Annotated in this window: 17 protein-coding genes; 1 reads left to right on the top strand and 16 read right to left on the bottom strand. The window is 45.7% G+C overall.

The window, feature by feature from the left end; genetic code table 11:
• Positions 1–133: 133 nt before the first annotated feature.
• The 5 genes from eno to rlmD form a co-directional block, all read right to left on the bottom strand.
• Positions 134–1432, bottom strand: a complete 1299-nt coding sequence (gene eno / locus AB6F11_RS13945) for a phosphopyruvate hydratase (RefSeq protein ID WP_017059033.1) — start codon at positions 1430–1432, stop codon at positions 134–136.
• An 81-nt stretch (positions 1433–1513) separates the two neighbouring features.
• Positions 1514–3154, bottom strand: a complete 1641-nt coding sequence (locus tag AB6F11_RS13940) for a CTP synthase (protein ID WP_017063214.1) — start codon at positions 3152–3154, stop codon at positions 1514–1516.
• A gap of 150 nt (positions 3155–3304) precedes the next feature.
• Positions 3305–4102 carry a nucleoside triphosphate pyrophosphohydrolase gene (mazG, locus tag AB6F11_RS13935; protein ID WP_102394114.1) on the bottom strand — a complete coding sequence of 266 codons (798 nt, stop codon included), beginning with the start codon at positions 4100–4102 and terminating at the stop codon, positions 3305–3307.
• Between the two features lie 208 nt (positions 4103–4310).
• Positions 4311–6533, bottom strand: a complete 2223-nt coding sequence (gene relA / locus AB6F11_RS13930; RefSeq protein ID WP_102394115.1) for a GTP diphosphokinase — start codon at positions 6531–6533, stop codon at positions 4311–4313.
• Between the two features lie 134 nt (positions 6534–6667).
• On the bottom strand, positions 6668–7987 hold the full coding sequence (rlmD, locus tag AB6F11_RS13925) for a 23S rRNA (uracil(1939)-C(5))-methyltransferase RlmD (RefSeq protein WP_102333133.1): 1320 nt from the start codon (positions 7985–7987) through the stop codon (positions 6668–6670).
• A 165-nt stretch (positions 7988–8152) separates the two neighbouring features.
• On the opposite strand from rlmD, the gene barA reads away from it, so the two are divergent.
• On the top strand, positions 8153–10966 hold the full coding sequence (barA, locus tag AB6F11_RS13920) for a two-component sensor histidine kinase BarA (protein WP_102394116.1): 2814 nt from the start codon (positions 8153–8155) through the stop codon (positions 10964–10966).
• A gap of 125 nt (positions 10967–11091) precedes the next feature.
• On the opposite strand, the gene acpS is transcribed toward barA, so the two are convergent.
• The 11 genes from acpS to rpoE all read right to left on the bottom strand — a co-directional run bounded on the left by acpS (position 11092) and on the right by rpoE (position 20354).
• On the bottom strand, positions 11092–11472 hold the full coding sequence (gene acpS, locus AB6F11_RS13915) for a holo-ACP synthase (protein WP_017059039.1): 381 nt from the start codon (positions 11470–11472) through the stop codon (positions 11092–11094).
• A 69-nt stretch (positions 11473–11541) separates the two neighbouring features.
• Positions 11542–12279 carry a pyridoxine 5'-phosphate synthase gene (gene pdxJ, locus AB6F11_RS13910; protein ID WP_017059040.1) on the bottom strand — a complete coding sequence of 246 codons (738 nt, stop codon included), beginning with the start codon at positions 12277–12279 and terminating at the stop codon, positions 11542–11544.
• Positions 12276–13004, bottom strand: a complete 729-nt coding sequence (gene recO / locus AB6F11_RS13905; protein ID WP_019826299.1) for a DNA repair protein RecO — start codon at positions 13002–13004, stop codon at positions 12276–12278. Before recO ends, pdxJ begins: the two co-directional genes overlap by 4 nt.
• Positions 13005–13106: 102 nt before the next feature.
• Positions 13107–14078, bottom strand: a complete 972-nt coding sequence (era, locus tag AB6F11_RS13900) for a GTPase Era (RefSeq protein WP_017059042.1) — start codon at positions 14076–14078, stop codon at positions 13107–13109.
• The gene (gene rnc, locus AB6F11_RS13895; protein ID WP_017066012.1) at positions 14071–14748 is read right to left on the bottom strand and encodes a ribonuclease III; all 678 of its coding nucleotides are present in this window, start codon (positions 14746–14748) and stop codon (positions 14071–14073) included. The genes era and rnc overlap by 8 nt, the downstream gene beginning before the upstream one ends.
• Positions 14749–14774: 26 nt before the next feature.
• Positions 14775–15671: a signal peptidase I gene (gene lepB / locus AB6F11_RS13890; protein WP_017068697.1), complete on the bottom strand. Its 897-nt coding sequence runs from the start codon at positions 15669–15671 to the stop codon at positions 14775–14777.
• 97 nt (positions 15672–15768) lie between these two features.
• Positions 15769–17562 (bottom strand): translation elongation factor 4, encoded by a 1794-nt coding sequence (lepA, locus tag AB6F11_RS13885; RefSeq protein ID WP_017070453.1) that lies wholly within the window; start codon positions 17560–17562, stop codon positions 15769–15771.
• Between the two features lie 137 nt (positions 17563–17699).
• The gene (locus AB6F11_RS13880) at positions 17700–18170 is read right to left on the bottom strand and encodes a SoxR reducing system RseC family protein (protein WP_017059046.1); all 471 of its coding nucleotides are present in this window, start codon (positions 18168–18170) and stop codon (positions 17700–17702) included.
• Positions 18167–19129 carry a sigma-E factor regulatory protein RseB gene (rseB, locus tag AB6F11_RS13875; RefSeq protein WP_102394117.1) on the bottom strand — a complete coding sequence of 321 codons (963 nt, stop codon included), beginning with the start codon at positions 19127–19129 and terminating at the stop codon, positions 18167–18169. Before rseB ends, AB6F11_RS13880 begins: the two co-directional genes overlap by 4 nt.
• Positions 19126–19749, bottom strand: coding sequence for a sigma-E factor negative regulatory protein (locus AB6F11_RS13870; protein ID WP_017063205.1), 624 nt, complete (start codon positions 19747–19749; stop codon positions 19126–19128). The genes rseB and AB6F11_RS13870 overlap by 4 nt, the downstream gene beginning before the upstream one ends.
• Before the next feature lie 26 nt (positions 19750–19775).
• Positions 19776–20354, bottom strand: a complete 579-nt coding sequence (gene rpoE / locus AB6F11_RS13865) for an RNA polymerase sigma factor RpoE (protein WP_008223963.1) — start codon at positions 20352–20354, stop codon at positions 19776–19778.
• Between the last annotated feature and the right edge of the window lie 52 nt (positions 20355–20406).

Here is a 20406-nt window from a genome sequence, read left to right as displayed (position 1 = left end):
GTATTAGTGCATAATTCTAACTAGTTGGTGCTGTAGCAAGGCAACAAAGAAGATTCAGCTATGGAGCATAGTTTCCTATGTGACTTAGTGAATCTTCTGCAGTTAACGCAGCTACAGTGCCAAATAGGACGAATTATTGACCTTTAACTTCTTTAAGACCGTTGTAAGGAGCTTTAGAACCTAGAGCTTCTTCGATACGGATAAGTTGGTTGTACTTAGCAACACGGTCAGAACGGCTCATAGAACCAGTTTTGATTTGACCTGCAGCTGTACCTACCGCTAGATCAGCGATAGTTGCATCTTCAGTTTCGCCAGAACGGTGAGAGATTACTGCAGTGTAGCCAGCGTCTTTAGCCATCTTGATAGCAGCTAGAGTCTCTGTTAGAGAACCGATTTGGTTGAACTTGATAAGGATAGAGTTAGCTACGCCTTTCTCGATACCTTCAGCAAGAATCTTAGTGTTTGTAACGAACAGATCGTCACCAACGATTTGAAGCTTGTCGCCTAGAAGTTCAGTTTGGTGCTTGAAGCCATCCCAATCTGACTCGTCAAGACCGTCTTCGATAGAAACGATTGGGAAGTTGTTCGCTAGCTCAGCTAGGTAGTGGTTGAACTCTTCAGAAGTGAAAGTTTTACCTTCGCCCTTCATGTTGTAGATGCCAGCTTCTTTGTCGAAGAACTCAGATGCTGCACAGTCCATAGCAAGAGTAACGTCTTTACCTAGTTCGTAACCAGCAGCTGCAACAGCTTCTGCGATAACTTCTAGAGCTTCAGCGTTAGACTTAAGGTTAGGAGCGAAACCACCTTCATCACCAACTGCAGTGCTGTAGCCTTTAGACTTAAGAACTTTAGCTAGGTTGTGGAATACTTCAGCGCCGATACGTAGACCTTCTTTAAGAGTTTTAGCGCCAACTGGTTGGATCATGAACTCTTGGATGTCAACGTTGTTATCTGCGTGCTCACCACCGTTGATGATGTTCATCATTGGTAGAGGCATAGAGAACTGACCAGCAGTACCGTTTAGCTCAGCGATGTGCTCGTATAGAGGCATGCCTTTCGCAGCAGCAGCAGCTTTTGCGTTAGCTAGAGATACAGCTAGGATAGCGTTCGCGCCGAACTTAGACTTGTTATCAGTACCGTCTAGGTCAAGCATGATTTGGTCAACGTCAGCTTGTGCTTTAGCGTCAGTACCAACTAGAGCTTCAGCGATTGGGCCGTTTACAGCTTCAATAGCTTTAAGAACACCTTTACCTAGGAAACGTGATTTGTCGCCGTCACGTAGCTCAAGAGCTTCGCGAGAACCAGTGGATGCGCCAGATGGAGCAGCAGCCATACCTACGAAACCGCCTTCTAGGTGTACTTCAGCTTCTACAGTTGGGTTACCACGTGAATCGATGATTTCACGACCTAGAACTTTAACGATCTTAGACATTGAATGTTTCCTTCTCGTTGAATATATAAATGTCAAATTTAAAGGTAGCAGCACAACTTACGCAGCTACCTGTATTCCTTTTTACTTCTCTAACTCGCCGCGCTGGAACTCACCAGCCGCTTTAACGAAACCTGCAAACAATGGGTGACCATCGCGAGGTGTTGAAGTGAACTCTGGGTGGAATTGAGCAGCAACGAACCATGGGTGGTTCGGGTTCTCAATAACTTCAACCAGTTTCTTGTCCGCAGATAGACCCGATACTTTTAGGCCCGCTTTTTCGATTTGTGGACGAAGATTGTTGTTCACTTCGTAACGGTGACGGTGACGTTCATGGATCGTCGCGCTACCGTATAATTCGTAAGCTTTCGTCCCTTTCGCTAGGTGACAAAGCTGTGAACCAAGACGCATTGTGCCGCCAAGGTCAGATGTTTCTGTACGCTCTTCAACTTTACCTTCGCCATCAGTCCACTCAGTGATAAGACCAACAACTGGGTACTTAGTTTCAGTACAGAATTCAGAAGAGTGTGCCCCTTCCATTTTCGCAACGTTACGAGCGTACTCGATAAGTGCTACTTGCATACCTAGACAGATACCTAAGTACGGTACTTTGTTTTCACGAGCGTATTGAGCAGCAAGAATCTTACCTTCAACACCACGGTCACCAAAGCCACCAGGAACTAGGATTGCATCTAGGCCTTCTAAAACTTCTACGCCACGAGACTCAACGTCTTGTGAATCTACGTATTTAATATTAACGCTTAGGCGATTTTTCAAGCCCGCGTGTTTTAGCGCTTCATTTACTGATTTGTATGCGTCTGGTAGTTCAATGTACTTACCAACCATACCAATCGTCACTTCACCCGTTGGGTTAGCTTCTTCGTAAATTACTTGTTCCCATTCAGACAGGTCTGCTTCTGGAGCTGTGATGCCGAAACGCTTACATACAAGTTCATCAGTACCTTGAGCTTTAATAAGCTGAGGGATCTTGTAGATAGAGTCAACATCGCGCATAGAAATAACTGCATTTTCTTGCACATTACAGAACAGAGCAATTTTCTTACGCTCGTTCGAAGGAATGTTGCGGTCTGAACGACAAACTAGGATGTCTGGCTGAATACCAATAGACAGTAGCTCTTTTACAGAGTGTTGCGTTGGCTTAGTTTTCACTTCGCCCGCAGCTGCTAGGTATGGCACTAGAGTAAGGTGCATGAACATTGCGCGTTCACGGCCTAGTTCTACTGCTAGCTGACGAATCGCTTCCATGAATGGTAGAGATTCGATATCACCAACCGTACCACCAACTTCAACGATCGCGATATCGTGGCCAGCTGCGCCAGAAATTACACGCTCTTTGATAGAGTTAGTGATGTGTGGGATAACCTGAATAGTTGCACCTAGGTAATCACCGCGACGCTCTTTTGCTAGTACGTCTGAGTAAACACGACCTGCAGTGAAGTTGTTACGCTTAGTCATCTTGGTGCGAATGAATCGCTCATAGTGACCAAGGTCAAGGTCTGTTTCAGCGCCATCTTCCGTAACGAACACTTCACCGTGCTGAGTCGGGCTCATAGTGCCTGGATCAACGTTGATGTAAGGGTCAAGCTTCATCATGGTCACTTTAAGACCACGAGCTTCTAAAATAGCTGCAAGAGATGCTGCAGCAATACCTTTACCTAGAGAGGATACAACCCCGCCAGTAACAAAAATGTAATTTGTCGTCATGTTTAACCTGAAATTGGTTGAATGAGGGAAATGGACTACTTCTGGACGGGATGAAAATATACCAGAAGCCCCTTATCGCCACAACGTGAAATCTATCACACTGCTATTTTTTATTTTTTGCTTCAAATCAATTCATGATAAAAGCTTTGGTTATCTTTTCTCCGCCACTTTGACTTCATCCCACATGGAATCAAGCTGTTGTAGTGAAAAGTCAGTCAAATTTTTATCTTGCTGACGAACTTTTTGTTCCACCCCTTTAAAGCGACGCGAAAACTTGAGATTGGCTTTATTGAGTGCCGATTCTGGGTTTTTACCTAAATGTCGTACCAAATTGACCGTCGCAAACAGCAAGTCTCCCAACTCTTCTTCAACCAAATCTTCATTTGGCGTCACTTGAAGTGCCTCTTCCAGCACCTCATCGACTTCCTCTAAAACCTTATTAGCCACTGGGCCAATAGAGTCCCAATCAAAGCCATATTTCGCTACCTGTTTTTGAATCTTTGTAGCACGTGAAAGCGCAGGTAGAGAGTTTGGTATTGAGTCTAGAATACTTTCTTGAGTTTTGCCTGCCTGAGCTTTTTCTTTGGCTTTTTCAGCTTCCCAGTTGACATTAATTTCTTCATCGCTCGCAAACTCGGTATCAGAAAACACATGCGGATGGCGGCGTGTTAGCTTTTCGTTAATGCCATCAACCACATCAGAGAACTCAAACAACCCCTGTTCTTTCGCTAACTGGCTATAGAAGATCACCTGAAACAACAAGTCACCCAACTCTTCTTGTAGGTTCGGCCAATCTTTGTTGTGAATCGCATCCACCACTTCGTACGTCTCTTCGATAGTATGCGGGACAATTGTTTCAAAATTTTGTTTTAAATCCCAAGGACAGCCACCTTCTGGATCGCGCAGCTTAGTCATAATTTGTTCTAGTTGTTCAATCGGGTGGCTCATGGTGCTTTCCTATTATTCTGTTTGATTGTTTTAATCTAATTCTTTTCTTAAAACTAAAAAAGGTGAGCAGCCAAAACCACTCACCTTTCTATTTTTCGTCATCTCCAAGAGTGAAGTATGAGCGAGTTGGGGATCTCAAACCGCTTGGCGAGATTCCCTATCACGTTCGTCCCTCACTGTAGGGAATGACATAAATGACACAAAAGGATCATCCAAGTCTCTTAACGCTCATTACATCTTTGATCTGCTCGACTCGACTTGTCACTCGGCTCAGAATCTCAATATTGGTCACTTCCAAATCGAAATCCATTACCGATAGCTGACGCTTGTAGTCGATGCGGCTCTTCATTGTCGTCACACTGATCTTCTCGTTCGAGAACAGTGAGGTGATGTCTTTCAACAAGCCATTACGTTCTAGCGCTTCAACACGCAGCGTTAGGATGTATGAGCCGACAAAGCCATTACCCCAAACGGTATCAATGATACGTTCTGGCGCATGCACGCTTAGCTCGCCTAGCTGTTCACAGTCAGCGCGGTGCACTGAGATACCACGACCTTGAGTGATGTAACCTTTAATCACATCACCTGGGATTGGCTGACAGCAACGCGCTAGGTGCGTCATTAGGTTATCAACGCCCTCAACCACTACCGCATCTTTCTTCGGACGACTCTGTTGTGCCGGCTTGTTTTCCGACTCAAGCAGTTTCTCTAGCGCTTTCTTGTCTTCTTCTTCCGCCGTTGGCTTATTCACTAGCGCATTGATGTGATTAACCACTTGGTTAATACGCAAGTCGCCACTACCAATACCTGCATAGAGTTCGTCTGGCGTATTCACGTTAAAGCGTTTTAGTGCGTATTGATCAGCATCTTTTAGGGTTGCGCCTACTTTCGCTAGCTCAACTTCCAGGATATCACGACCCGCTTCTAGGTTTTTCTCACGGCTTTGTGCGCGGAACCAAGCGTTGATTTTCGCTCGAGCTCGACCAGAATGAACAAAACCTGTGGTTGGATTTAACCAGTCACGAGATGGGTTCGGCTCTTTCTGCGTGATGATCTCAACTTGATCGCCCATCGATAGTTTATGAGTGAACGGTACGATACGCCCCGCTACTTTGGCACCGATACAGCGGTGTCCGACCATCGAGTGGATGTGGTAGGCGAAATCCAACGGGGTTGCGCCCATTGGTAAGTCGACCACGTCACCACGTGGAGTAAATGCGTATACACGGTCATCGAAGACTTGGCTACGTACCTCATCCAGCATCTCGCCAGAGTCCGACATCTCTTCTTGCCAGTCGATAAGTTTACGCAACCAAGTGATTTTCTCATCGTAGCCACTACGGCCGCTTGAAGCTCCTTCTTTGTACTTCCAGTGCGCCGCCACACCAAGCTCAGAGTCTTCGTGCATTTGCTTAGTACGGATCTGAATCTCAATGGTCTTGCCTTCAGGGCCAAGTACTACGGTATGAATCGACTGGTAACCATTTGGCTTAGGGTTCGCCACATAGTCATCGAATTCACTTGGTAGATGTTTGTATTTGGTATGAACCACACCTAAGCCGGCATAGCAGTCTTGAAGCTGGTCGGCGATGATACGTACCGCACGTACGTCAAAAAGCTCATCGAAGTCCAAACCTTTCTTCTGCATCTTACGCCAGATACTGTAGATGTGTTTTGGTCGACCGCTGACTTCAGCATTGATGCTTGAACGGTTCATTTCCGCCGTTAAGTCATCAACGAAATCTGTGATGTATTGTTCACGAACGATACGACGCTCAGACAGCTGTTTTGCAATCTGCTTGTAGGTATCTGGTTGTTGGTAGCGGAATGCGTAATCTTCGATTTCCCACTTAAGTTGGCCGATACCTAAACGGTTTGCCAGTGGGGCATAGATGTTAGAACACTCTTTTGCGGCCGCGCGACGCACAGCATCAGGCGCTTTTTTTACCTCGATAAGGTTACAGATTCGTTCAGCGAGTTTGATGACTACGCAGCGGAAATCATCGACCATAGCCAGTAGCATGCGTCGAACGTTATCAACTTGACCCGAGGCAGCACTGCCTTCAAGGGTCACGTTTAACTGGCCTAAGGCCGCCATTTCTTCAACGCCATCGATCAACTTTACGGTTTCTTTACCGTAGCTTTCTTCAAACGCTTCGCGCTCAAAAACGCCGCTTGAGACGACGGGGAAAAGTTGTGCAGCAATTAAAGTGGCACGGTCCATGGACAAGGTGACCAAGATTTCGATCATCTCACGGCCACGCCAAAGCAAGAGCGATGCTTGCTCGTGATCTTTTAAAAGTTCTTCACAGTGACGATAAACTTTAATCAGTTTATTCGAGGTTTTTGCGTCTTGATTCAATGACGCAATCCAACTTTCTAGCTCAAACTGTTCGCTTGGGTTTAAATGTGCGCTTCGTACCGCAACCATCATGCCTTCCTAGTTATTATGTTTTATACCCAATTCAATATGACTAACTGGTTCCAAGTTAGTTCGACCATATTGATATCAGCGCAGGCTTCCCTGCGCCTTTGTGATTCATTTGAAGCCTTGTTTAAGGGCCTCTAAGCCTTGATAAAGAGAGCCATCGATTCTAGATGACTGGTGTGTGGGAACATGTCCAACATACCCAGTTTGGCTAATTGATAGCCTTGTTTTTCTAAGCTCTCAGAATCTCTAGCTAGAGTAGCAGGATTACACGAAACATAAACCACACGCTTCGCTCCTAACGCTGAAATTTGATCAACGATCCCACTCGCTCCCGCACGTGCCGGGTCAAGCAATACTTTATCGAATTTCTCTTTTGCCCAAGGCTGTGAAGATAAGTCTTCTTCAAGGTTAGCTTGGTAAAATTCTGTATTGCTTAACTGGTTTAACGCTGCATTAGATGCGGCTTGCTGAACCATTTCATCAACGCCTTCTACACCAACCACAAACGCCGATTGTTGCGCGATAGGCAGACTAAAGTTACCGAGACCACAAAACAGGTCTAGCACTCGCTCATCCGCTTGAGGCTCTAGCCACTCAATCGCTTGAGCCACCATCTGCCGATTCACTTTCTGGTTTACTTGGATAAAGTGGTTTGGCTCAAACGGTAACGTCACGCCAGTTTCGCTGTAAGAAGGTGTATCGCCGACTAAGCGAACCAACTTATCGGTTTCAGGCATCGAATACAGCGTAGCGCCTTCTTCTTTTGCTAACGCAATCAGCGCTTGCTCATCTTTTTCAACCAGAGGCTTAAGGTGACGTAGCACCATAACAGGGCCAGTATCGCCCAACACCAATTCAACGTGTCCTAAAGACGTAAGGCTGTTGAAAGTGTTCAGTAAATTTTTCAGTTTTGGCAGCAACACATTAAGGCGAGGATCAAGCACGGCACAGTCGGTGATGTTTTCAATCTGCTTACTCTGCTTCTTACGGAAACCGAATTGAAGCTGTTGTGTCTTCTTATCAACAAATAGGCTGATACGTGCGCGACGTCGATAACCGGTTTCATCACCGACAATAGGTTGTGCAACTTCAGTGTTCGCCGTTTGGTATTGGCTCATCAGGTGCGTCAGAGATTGCGATTTATGCTCAACCTGAGAAGAGTAACCTAGGTGTTGAAGGTGACAGCCACCACACTGATTAAAGTGCTTACAAAACGGCTTTAAACGCTGCTCGCTCGGCTTCAATAACTTGATGAGTTTAGCTCGCGAAAACTTACTTTTGCTCTCAGTAAGTTGAATAACCACCTGCTCACCGGGCAATGCGCCATCAATGAAAACCGGTTTATTCTTTTGATAAGCGATGCCAGCGCCATTGTGATCCATTCGTTCAACCAAAACCGATTGATGCTTGGTCTCGAGTTGAGTTTTCTTTTTTGGTTGGAAAAAACGTGCCATTGCTTGTGCCTAATGTATCTTTTAATAAGTAATTGGTATCCAGGACTCACTATTATGTCTTGGAATCATTGTCGAACGTCACGGCTTTGATTAAGCTTACCGTTCACTTAACCGCCATTGTGTGCGTTATTTTCCCATATCCAGACCTCGATGTAATTAAAGAACATGACCAGATATGGCTTAAGAGCCCGTGTAATTACCTTAACTCTAGCTCCAACCCTGATTATTGGGTTGCTATTGAGTGCATTTTTCTCATTTAACCGCTATCAAGACCTTGAAGGTCAAGTGGTTAACACTGGTACTAGCATCATTGAGCCACTTGCGATTACGAGTGAATCAGGCATGAAGCTCGAAAGTCGAGAGTCTGTTCGTCAGCTTATTAGCTATGCGCATCGAAAGAATTCTAAGCTAGTGCGCAGTATCGCGGTGTTTGATGAGCGTCATGAGTTGTTTGTAACCTCAAACTTCCACCCCGATTTTGAAAGCCTGACCTACCCCAAAGATAAACCGATCCCGCATTTAAGCTCATCGAACCTTCTCGATAATACGCTGATTCTGCGGACACCTATCATCGCCGAAGGCCAGTACATCAATTCAGCCAACGGTCAGTCTCAAGCTAATCAAGCGATCGGCTACATTGCGATTGAATTAGATCTTTCATCACTTCGATTGCAGCAATATCAAGAAGTGTTCTCTGCATTCTTAGTGTTGATTCTCGGGCTTGGTTTATCGGGCGTGTTTGCGTTCCGCTTAATGCACGATGTCACTCAACCGATCACACACATGAAAAACATGGTCGACCGAATTCGTCGAGGTCACCTAGATGTGCGTATCGAAGGTAAGATGCATGGTGAGCTAGACTCGCTGAAAAACGGTATCAATGCGATGGCGGTATCGCTATCAGAGTATCACGTCGAGATGCAGCACAGTATCGACCAGGCCACATCAGATTTGCGTGAAACTCTTGAACAGCTAGAGATTCAAAACGTTGAGTTAGACATCGCGAAGAAACGCGCTCAAGAAGCGGCTCGTGTTAAGTCTGAGTTCTTAGCGAATATGTCTCACGAATTGAGAACGCCGCTGAACGGTGTGATTGGCTTTACTCGTCAAATGCTCAAGACTCACCTATCGAACAGTCAAACCGATTACCTGCAAACCATTGAACGCTCGGCAAACAACCTGCTTAGCATCATCAACGATATCTTGGACTTCTCGAAACTTGAAGCCGGTAAATTAGCCCTAGAGAACATCCCATTTGAATTCCAAGCCAGCCTTGAAGAGGTAGTAAACCTTCAAGCAACCAACGCTCATGAGAAAGGCCTAGAACTGACACTGAAGATCGACCCTAAAGTACCGCCAGGTGTGGTGGGCGATCCACTGCGTATTCAGCAGATCCTAACCAACCTAGTGGGTAACTCAATCAAGTTTACCGAGCGCGGCAATATTGATATCAGCGTTGAGCTGCGTTCACAAAGCGAAGACAACATCGAGCTGCAGTTCATGGTTCGCGATACGGGTATTGGTATCTCGGAGCGTCAACAAGCTCAGCTGTTCCAAGCCTTCAGCCAAGCCGATGCAAGTATCTCTCGTCGCTATGGTGGTACAGGCTTAGGTCTGGTTATCACCCAAAAACTGGTCAGCCAAATGGGCGGAGAGATCAGCCTAACCAGTCGTCTTCACCAAGGCTCTACCTTCTGGTTCACCTTGAGACTATCAACGACTGATATGCCGATGACAGAGCTGATTGAGACGCAGTGTCTGCAAGACAAACAACTGCTGCTTATCGAGCCAAACATGCAAGCGGCATCGATTACTCAGCAAATCCTAACCCAAGAAGGCTTAGTGGTAACGTATCGTTCGGTGATGCCAGATGAGACGACCTCGTATGACTACGTTCTGCTTAACCTAGCCGCCAACCAAGAGTATCAATTTGATACTGTGAGTGGTTGGGCGATCGGTGCGAAGAAGATTGCTCAAAACGTGATTATTGGTACACCAAGTACCGAGCTAGCGTTGGGTGAGCAACTAATGAAAGAGGTCGATGTTCAGTGCATCACTAAGCCTCTTTCTCGTAAGAAGTTGCTGCAAACTCTGGTATCGAATCAGGCACCTACCTTGATTGCACCAGCGATTGAAACGCATTCTGAAGAGAAGTTACCGTATACTGTGATGGCAGTAGACGACAACCCAGCCAACCTTAAGTTGATTACCGCGCTGCTTAAAGAGCGTGTAGAAACCGTCATCAGTTGTACCAGTGGTCAGCAGGCTATAGACAAAGCGACAGAGACGCCATTTGATATCATCTTCATGGATATTCAAATGCCACAGATGGACGGTGTGACCGCTTGCCAGAACATCAAAAAACTGGCGAACAATGCGAACACACCTGTGATAGCCGTAACCGCGCATGCAATGATTGGCGAACGAGATCGACTACTTGAAGCGGGCATGGATGACTACCTAACCAAACCTATTGAAGAGCATGTTTTACAGCAGGTTCTGATTCATTGGAGCTCGACCTCTGAGGTTGAGCTCATCGAAAGAATAGATCCAGACCACCCAGCGGTCTCTGCTGAAGTCGACAACGGTCCGGTGTCAGAAACTGAAGCCAGCGTGCACACAAACATCATCATTGATTGGCAAGCTGCGATGAAACAAGCCGCCAATAAAGAAGACCTCGCACGCGATATGCTGCAAATGCTCGTCGACTTTATTCCAGAGGTGTATGAGGCAGCAGACAAAGCGATAGAAGACAGTGACTATCCAGTTGAAGAGCTGATACACATCATTCACAAGATGCATGGCAGCAGCTCGTACAGCGGCGTACCAAGGCTAAAATCGGTATGTGCGACAATAGAGAAAGAGCTGCGTTCAGGTACTTCTGTTGAAGACATTGAACCTGAGCTTTTCGAGCTTCAGGATGAATTAGATAAGGTTCAAGCAACCGCGATTCACTACTTGAAACCGGCGAAGGCCTAGCGGGTACTTGTTACTCACTAGTATTCTTTAGAGGGTTTACCCGCCAATAAAAAAGCAGAGCTCATGAGCTCTGCTTTTTTCTGTCTAGAGCCAAGAGCACTAGATATAAAGTCGCGATAATCTGTTTACGATTCGAGTAACACCGTTGCCACAGCGTAGTGACGCTCATCCGAGATAGTCAGATGAATCGATGTTGTGCCATTCGCCTCTGCGATTTCACGCGCTTTCTTGTGTAAGCTCAATACTGGCTTACCATGCTCATCGTTTGAAATCTCAAAGTCGTGGAAGGTAACACCCAGCGCAATCCCCGTACCTAACGCCTTAGATGCAGCTTCTTTAGCAGCAAAACGTTTTGCAAGGTAACGGCCTTTTTGCTTCAACTGTTGGAATACTTCAAACTCAGAATCCGTCAAAATACGCTGAGCAAAAGCGTCGCCACTTCGCGACAGCGCCTTCTCGACACGTTCGATTTCTGCGATATCTGTACCTAATCCAACAACTGCCATGTTTCCTCTACTACTTAACTTCTGTCTAATGATTAACTGTACATCGCTTAGTGCCGACGACTTGCCGAACTAAGCGTTGTTACGTGCTGTTTCCATGATTGCTTTCATGTCTGCAACGGCTTTGTTTAAGCCATCAAACACTGCACGTCCCATGATCGAGTGACCGATGTTCAGCTCGTAGATCTCTGGAAGTGCCGCAATCGGTGCTACGTTGTGGTAAGTCAGACCATGACCCGCATTGACTGTGATACCTAAGTCATCTGCATAGCTTGCGCCTGCTGCGATCTTCTTAAGCTCGTCTTGTTGATCTTCTTCTGTCTTAGCATCAGCATAGTGACCCGTGTGCAGTTCAATGAACGGTGCGCCACACGCTTTTGCAGCATCGATTTGCTCACGGTCAGCATCGATAAACAGAGATACCTTGATACCTGCTGCAGACAGTTTTTGTGTCGCCGCTTTGATCTTCTCTAGTTGACCAACTACGTCCAAGCCACCTTCAGTGGTTAGCTCTTCACGTTTTTCAGGAACCAGACAAACAAACTCAGGATTAGTATCGAGTGCAATTTGAACCATCTCGTCCGTTACGGCCATCTCCAAGTTCATGCGAGTTTGAAGTGTTTCAGCCAGAATACGCACATCGCGATCAACGATGTGACGACGGTCTTCACGCAGGTGAATAGTAATGCCATCTGCACCAGCACGTTCAGCGATTTCAGCTGCGTGTACTGGATCTGGGTATTTAGTACCACGTGCATTACGTAGTGTTGCAATATGGTCGATATTAACGCCTAAAAGGATTGAGCTCATTTTCCAATACTCCGTGCTCTGGAGAGGGCTATTGTTGGCATAAATAGCTCTCTACTTTTTAATGGTTTGCCGCCAAGATACGGCTTTAAGGCTATGCGTGTAAAGCGTTTTGCCGCTTTTAACTGCTCTTTAGTGATAAACCTACGTTCGCTGATTGCAATAAGTTCATCGCCCATAAAAGTCAGGTTATCTCGACGTACTGAAGCGATGAAACCTTTCTGCTCTCGATAGCGATAAGTCATGCTCGGATCAATCGCTTCGCCAGTGCCCGCGCAGTGTAAAAAGTCGACGCCGTAACCCATAGCAGATAATAGAGCCAGCTCAAAGCGACGCAGTGCTGGCTCAGGATTATCATTATGCGCCAGCTCTGTTAAAGCATGAAGATAGTCGTGAAAAAGTGCAGGCATCGGTACTTCCGCCATCAATACCCGACCGATAAGCTCGTTCACGTACATGCCTGAATACAGATTAATACCGGCGAGAGGGAGCCCCAAGCTGATGGGTTCAGCTTGGCGTAAGGTTTTCATCGAACCATTACCAGACCACTTAAGCAATAGCGGCGTAAAAGGTTGTAATGCACCTTTCAAATTGGAACGCTTGCTGCGAGCGCCTTTAGACATCAACGTCACCCGACCGAACTCTTCGCTGAAGACGTCCAAGATCAGGCTCGACTCACTGTATGGTCGACGGTGCAACACAAAGCATCGCTGTAACCCTTCGCTCAATCACTTACCCTTATTACAGATACAAAAAGAGAGAGTTCGCACTCTCTCTTGGATTTATCTTCAGTTCAACTTTCTTAATCTCAGAAAGTGACGTTCAATATATTATAGATCGTCGATGTAGCCTAACGAGCGAAGTGCACGCTCATCATCAGCCCAGCCAGATTTAACCTTGACCCAAGTCTCTAGGTAAACCTTACGGCCGAATAGCTCTTCCATATCGATACGCGCTTCACGACCAATCGTTTTGATCTTCTCGCCCGCTTTACCAATCACCATTTTCTTCTGGCCTGTACGCTCAACAAGAATCAGTGCATTGATGTGGAAGCCATCGTTATCTGGGTTGTAATCGAAACGTTCGATTTCAACCGTTACCGAGTAAGGTAGCTCGTCACCCGTAAAGCGCATCAGCTTTTCACGGATAATTTCAGAGGCCATAAAACGTTGCGAGCGATCAGTCACGTATTCTTCAGGGAAGTGGTGTGTCGCTTTAGGTAAATGTTCACGTACGTGCTTACGCAGTACATCAATATTTTTACCTTGCTTCGCTGAGATTGGCACTACATCAATGAAGTCCATCTTCTTAGAGACTTCCATCATGTGCTGCATCACGTTAGTACGGTCTTGAACGTTATCTACTTTGTTGATGCAAAGTACAACTGGGAAGTCAGTCTTCTTCAGTTTGTTCAGAACCATCTCATCGTCGTCAGTCCAGTGAGTACCATCGACAAGGAAGAATACTAGGTTTACATCACTCAATGAGCTGTTCGCCGCACGGTTCATCAAGCGGTTGATGGCACGCTTTTCTTCAATATGAAGTCCAGGAGTATCAACAAAGATCGCTTGGTAATCACCCTCAGTTTCAACGCCCATAATACGGTGACGTGTCGTCTGTGGTTTACGTGATGTAATAGAAATCTTCTGACCCAGAATATGGTTCAGAAGCGTCGACTTACCTACATTTGGGCGACCGACAATAGCGATGAAGCCACAGTGTTGGTTTTCCGGTAGGCCTGTTTTTTTGCTATCAGATGAAAAGAATGCATCGATATCGAAATCTTGGTTGTTATCAGACATTGCTTAGTTGCTCTAATGCTGTTTCAGCAGCCGCTTGTTCTGCCTTGCGGCGGCTAGTGCCTTTACCGATAACAGGTTTATCCACACCTGCCACTTCACACTCAACCGTAAACTCTTGGTTGTGTGCTTCACCTTTAATATTAGTCACTGTGTAGACAGGTAGAGGATTTCTTCGACCTTGCAAAAACTCTTGTAGGCGAGTTTTCGGATCTTTTTGAGATACTCCAGGCTGAATAGCATCTAGGCGAGATTGGTACCAGCTTAAAATAATGCCGCGAACCGTCTCGGTATCACTATCTAAATAGACAGCGCCGATGACCGCTTCAACCGCATCCGCTAGAATAGAATCACGACGGAAACCGCCACTCTTCAACTCACCTGGACCTAATTTTAAGTAATCTCCTAGTTCGAATTCACGACCTAGTTCTGCCAATGTATGACCACGTACTAATGTTGCGCGCATGCGGCTCATATCACCTTCGTTTACCTTAGGAAAACGGTGGTAAAGATCATCAGCGATAACAAAACTTAAAATTGAATCGCCCAGAAACTCAAGACGTTCGTTATGTTTACCTGCGGCGCTGCGGTGAGTCAGCGCCAAGTGGATAAGATCGGCATCATTAAACTGATAGCCAATCTTTCTCTCTAGTTTATCAATTGGAGAATTCATGCTCTCTCGATGTGTTATGTGATCGATTAATGAATCCCACCGATGCGATTAAAACGCACACCAGTAGGAATCCATGTTGGAAGTACACTGTCTGAACCGCGTTCGAATTCGAAGCTGATCCAAATAGCAACGGCCTTACCAACAAGGTTTGCTTCAGGGACAAAGCCCCAGTAACGGCTATCGGCACTGTTGTCACGGTTATCACCCATCACAAAGTACTGGCCTTCTGGAACGACCCATTCGTTAACACCATTGCGAGGCTGATATGCTTGCACACGATCGCGGCGCAATGGGTTAACTAAAATCTGGTGTTCTACGTCTCCAAGCTGTTCGTTCAGCTGAATCAGAGGCACACCATCTTGAATAAATTGGCTCTCTTCAACATTACTTAGTTTCACTGGTTCACAGCTACTTGTACCCTTCGCCTGAATGCAGATCTCTTTACGACTGCTGTAGCGAATGGTGTCACCTGGCATACCAACAACACGCTTGATGTAGTCGATGTTAGGCTGAGGTGGGTACTTAAATACGATTGAATCACCACGCTCTGGCTTGCCCGTTTCTACCAGTTGAGTGCGCCATACTGGGTCTTTTAGACCGTACGCGTACTTCTCTACCAAGATGAAGTCACCAACCAAAAGCGTTGGCATCATCGAGCCAGAAGGGATTTGAAACGGTTCATAAATAAATGAACGCAGAACCAAAACAAATGCAATTACCGGGAAAATGGACACACTGTTCTCAACCCACCAAGGTTGAGCCGTAACTTTTGCGCTAGTTTCAGCGTCTAGGCCATTCGATTGTGCTTCAACGTCAGCAAGCTTTTGCTGGCGCTTCTTCGCCCACACAAACTTTTCCAACGCCCATACAATGCCGGTCACTAGAGTTACGATCACTAAGATAAGCGAAAATGTATTAGCCATTGATATCCCTTAAATTTCATTTCTTTAAAAATAACGAAAGTGAAAGAGTAGCGAGCTACTCTTTCACTTTCAATTATTCGTTTAATGTTGGATAAAGTTAATCTTTGCCAACATGAAGGATTGCAAGGAAAGCTTCTTGAGGCAGTTCAACGTTACCGATCTGCTTCATACGCTTCTTACCTTCTTTTTGTTTCTTAAGAAGTTTCTTCTTACGACTGATATCACCACCGTAACATTTTGCGATTACGTTCTTACGCAGTTGTTTCACTGTAGAACGAGCAATGATGTGGTTACCAATCGCTGCTTGAATCGCGATATCGAACATCTGACGAGGGATGAATTCTTTCATCTTCTCTACCAGTAGACGACCACGAGACTGAGCAATATCTTTGTGCGTAATGATAGCTAGTGCATCAACTGTTTCGCCATTCAGCAGTACGTCTACACGTACCATGTTTGATGGCTCGTAACGTTGGAAGTTGTAATCCAATGATGCATAGCCGCGAGACGTTGACTTCAGACGGTCGAAGAAGTCTAGAACTACTTCTGCCATAGGAAGATCGTACGTCACAGCAACTTGGTTACCGTGGTAGACCATGTCTACTTGTACGCCACGCTTCTCAACACACAGTGTGATTACGTTACCTAGGTAATCCGAAGGTACCAGAATATTACAGCGTGCAATTGGCTCACGAATTTCTTCTAGGTCATTAACCGCTGGCAGTTTAGCCGGGCTATCAACGTAAAGAACCGTTTTATCTGTTTTTACAACTTCATACACTACTGTTGGAGCAGTTGTGATTAGGTCTAGGTCGTATTCACGCTCTAGACGCTCTTGGATGATCTCCATGTGAAGCATTCCTAAGAAGCCACAACGGAAACCAAAACCAAGTGCTGCTGAACTTTCTGGTTCAAAGAACAGTGATGCATCGTTCAGGCTTAATTTGCCTAACGCGTCACGGAAGTTTTCGTAGTCATCAGATGATACAGGGAATAGACCAGCGTATACCTGAGGCTTCACTTTTTGGAAACCAGGTAGACGTTCAGTGCTGCCGCCTTTTGCAAGCGTCAACGTATCACCAACTGGTGCACCTAGGATGTCTTTAATACCACAAACAACCCAACCTACTTCGCCAGTATTTAGCTCTGTAGTATCGATTTGCTTAGGCGTGAAGATACCTAGACGGTCAACACCCCATACTTGGTCTGTCGACATTACTTTGATCTTATCGTTCTTCTTCAGCTTACCGTTTTTGATACGAACCAAAGAAACTACGCCAAGGTAGTTATCGAACCAAGAGTCAATGATCAACGCTTGTAGAGGCGCTTCAGGATCACCTTCCGGTGGCGGGATTGCCGTCACGATGTTTTCTAGAACATCATCAACACCCAAACCTGTTTTCGCAGAACAGCGAGTCGCTTCCATCGCATCGATGCCAACGATCTCTTCGATTTCTTCAGCAACACGTTCTGGTTCAGCAGCTGGTAGGTCAATCTTGTTCAAGATTGGCACTACTTCCAGTTCCATTTCGATTGCTGTGTAACAGTTTGCTAGAGTTTGTGCTTCAACACCTTGGCCAGCATCCACTACAAGTAGTGCGCCTTCACAAGCCGCTAGAGAACGAGATACTTCGTAAGAGAAGTCTACGTGTCCAGGAGTGTCGATAAAGTTAAGTTGGTAAGTTTTACCATCTTTAGCTTTGTAATCTAAAGTCACACTCTGCGCTTTAATTGTAATACCACGCTCGCGTTCTATATCCATAGAATCGAGGACTTGAGCTGCCATCTCACGTTCACTTAATCCTCCACAAACTTGGATTAAGCGGTCAGAAAGGGTCGACTTACCGTGGTCGATGTGGGCGATAATCGAAAAATTACGAATGTGCTTCATAGGCTTGGTGTGACTAAACTCTTTGAATAGGGATAATAAGAAAGCCGCGACGCGTCCAATCTACAGTCAGCATTGGTGGCGGCATTTCAATCAAGTTGGCAGATTCTACCCAATTTAAGGGCAAGAAGCATCATAAATTAGACGAGAGACTCACCTAGGATTCGAATCAAGACGACTTCTTGCTTGGATTTGTCTTCCATGGGTTTGGCTAACCGCTTCGCTAAGGCAATCCCACCAGCAGTAAACAGTGCTGCACTTAAGATAACAATGCCCTCGCCCCCCTGGAGTAAGGGTTGTAACAAGAGTTGCCCAAAACCAGCACCAATCATCAACATGAAAAGTGGGATGAGATAAACAATCGCCGCCGACTGAAGTAGGCTTTTTTCTGGAAAGCCAATTTCTACGATTTGTCCAGCTTTGACTAAGCTTTTGGTTTTAAGCTGCCAAAACAAAGATTTATTGCCAACAGCCTTGGTCACAATACCCGTACCGCAGTTTTTTTGAGAAGAACAGCTGCTACAACTGGTTTGTTGTTCGCAGCTCAATTGAACAAAGTATTGCTTACCTTTTTGTTCAACCGAGCTAACGGTCGCCAGCGCGGTCATCATTGCGCTTGTACCGATTTATTAAATGTAACTGACTGAGCAATACGTTTTGCAGTTGCCGGCGGAATGTCACCAACCACAGAGATCTCTTTATCGCCAATCACTAAGCTGTGCAAGGTTCTACGCCCTTGACGCACCAGCTGCCCTTTCAATGAATGCTCATCTTTTTCCGCGATATAAACCGAAAAGTTAAACAGTCCATCACTGAAAAGCTGACTTTCAACCATTTTATCGGTCGCAGCCATTTGATAGCGGCTAAGCTCTTTTGATTTAAACCCTTCAGGAATCCACGACGCTTGCCAGTTAGTTTCACTCACTAAGCCTTCCGGTAATGATAAAACTTTCGGCAATTGAGCTTGGCTCAAGCCACCCATAGCCTCAGCAATCTTATCGTTCACCACGTAAGAGATAGTGCGGTACTGTTCAAGCACTTCGCCATCACGATCCAAAAGGTCGGCACGCAAAGGAAGATTCGTTTTTTCGTCTACCCAAACCACGTAAGAGTAGCGAAGGCCATCTTTCGGCACGACACGCAGCACTTGAGTGGTGCTACCTGCTTCACGAGAGCGACCAACTTTCACAAAGTCGTAGTACTGATTCAGAGATTCGATATCTCGATTAATCATCGGAATAACAGGCGCAACCATGCTGCCTGACTGAATCGTAAATGGCTCTGAACCCGGCTCGATGTAGCTAACTTCGTTGCCACGTCGAATGACTTCACGAACAGGGCCGCTTAGATAAACAAGGTGTGCAAGTTGTTGGTCGTCGTTAACCGCATGGCGATAAACAAGAGGCTCAATACTGCTCTTCTTTATCAAAATGTAGGAGAGTTCGTAATTTAGATGCTGACTGGCCTCGTTCATTTGATGCAACAAGGCCTTTGCAGTGGTTTCCTCTGCAAAGGCTGTTGGAGACATCAAGCTGAACAGTGTCAGTGCACTGACCAGGATTTTCTTCATTCAATGTCCGATTCTAGATGTGCATCTTGCATTGGCGATGCATCACTGTTTAATCTTAGCTGCAGCTCATAATCTTCTAACAATGCATGAACGCGTTTGCGCTGCTCTTGCAAGTTAGCTTCAGATGCTGGTTTCTCAACAGAGTCACGCGTTAAACTTACTGGTTCCGCAGAACCGGCAAATGGAATCGTCTGGAGTACAGGCAACTGCTCTGGTGCTGCAGGGTCGCTACCACCATATTGTTGAACACCTAATACAACGGCTAATGAAACACACGCTGCCACGGCAACTTGTCCAAACTGTTGTAACCACGCCGGAAGCTGACGCTTCGCTTGCTGAGGTTTAGGTTGCTCTTCAATTGGAGCAACAGTAGGTTCAACATTCACTTGGTGCAGGTTCGACATTGAACCATGTGCAGGCTCGTTCTCAAGCGCTGCCGCTACACTATTAGCAATGTTCCACTCTGGAGTTTCTGGCGAATCCCCACGCATAACATCACCAATTAAATGGTAACTCTGCCAAGTATCCATGCTTTCTTGATCAGATTCTAGATCTACAATGAGAGCTTTATCGATCGTTTCACCATCCATGAGTGCCGAAAGCTTTTCTTTATCAGCCATTATTTTCACCATAATTATTACAAGTTCTAGCGTTGCAAAAGAGGTTTGATTTTCTTTTCCACCGCTTCACGAGCTCGGAAAATACGCGAACGTACGGTTCCTACAGGGCAATCCATTACTTCTGCAATCTCTTCGTAGCTCAAACCTTCGAGCTCTCGCAACGTCATTGCAGTTTTTAAGTCTTCTGGTAGCGCTTCAATCGCTCCAAAAACAACTTGTTTCAATTCTTTAGACAGCGTTAAGTTCTCAGGGTTCGATATTTCTTTTAACGCGCTGCCTGTTTCGTAATATTCTGCATCTTCTGCATCTACATCGGTTGCTGGCGGCCTACGGCTTTGGGCAACGATATGATTTTTAGCGGTGTTCACGGCAATTCGGTATAACCATGTATAGAAGGCACTCTCGCCACGAAAGTTAGGTATCGCGCGGTAAGCTTTAATAAAAGCTTCTTGTGCTACATCAGGTACATCACCGGAATTATTCACGTATCGAGAGATAAGATTACAAACTTTGTTTTGATACTTAACCACTAGTAAGTTAAATGCCTGCTTATCTCCACTCTGAACTCGCTCAATCAACACTTGATCGGTTAGCTGCTCGTTCATTCGAGCGGGTACTCCTATTGTTATAACCCTCACCTTCACAGATATGGGTACT

Origin of the sequence: Vibrio sp. 10N.247.311.14 (assembly GCF_041467715.1) — a bacterium.
In the GTDB taxonomy this organism is placed as follows: Bacteria; Pseudomonadota; Gammaproteobacteria; order Enterobacterales; family Vibrionaceae; genus Vibrio; species Vibrio crassostreae_C.
This window is presented reverse-complemented; position numbering and strand designations above follow the sequence as displayed.